Genomic DNA, 454 nt, shown 5'->3' on the forward strand with positions numbered 1-454 from the left:
GGCTCCGGGCACCGTACACCCGAAGCAGATACTCCACGAGGAAGATAACCGAGATACCGGCTTCGATAACACAGAACATCGACTGGAGTGACGCAGCGACTGAGTACGTCTCGGCGACGAACACTCCCACGAACACGAGATTAAGCACGAGCAGCGAGATGTCGATTGCCTTGCCGACAATCGTCTTGTGGTCGAGGAGGTAAAATCGAATGACGTCTCGGAGAGTCCCTCCGTGCGAGCCGGGCGCGTGGCTACCCATATTTCGGATTCACCCGTGAGATACTTATACCGTGGCGGCGACCGTAGTCGTCTCAATAGTCGAAGTGGATTCCAGCAGTGCCGACTGACCGAAGAAATACCTGCTCTCTCCTCAGAGCGGATTGGAGCGGGTTGAGGAGTCGCTAGTAGCCCAGATACATCCGCGTAGACGACATCAGAGGACGATTACGCCGTC

The 454-nt window shown here is 56.2% G+C and carries 1 pseudogene; it reads right to left on the reverse strand.

The features are described from left to right. Nucleotides 1-259 (reverse strand): annotated as a pseudogene (locus DEQ92_RS22635) (ion transporter); the annotation flags it as partial. Nucleotides 260-454 lie beyond the last annotated feature (195 nt).

The sequence above is a fragment of the Haloferax sp. Atlit-6N genome, from assembly GCF_003383195.1.
In the GTDB taxonomy this organism is placed as follows: Archaea; Halobacteriota; Halobacteria; order Halobacteriales; family Haloferacaceae; genus Haloferax; species Haloferax gibbonsii.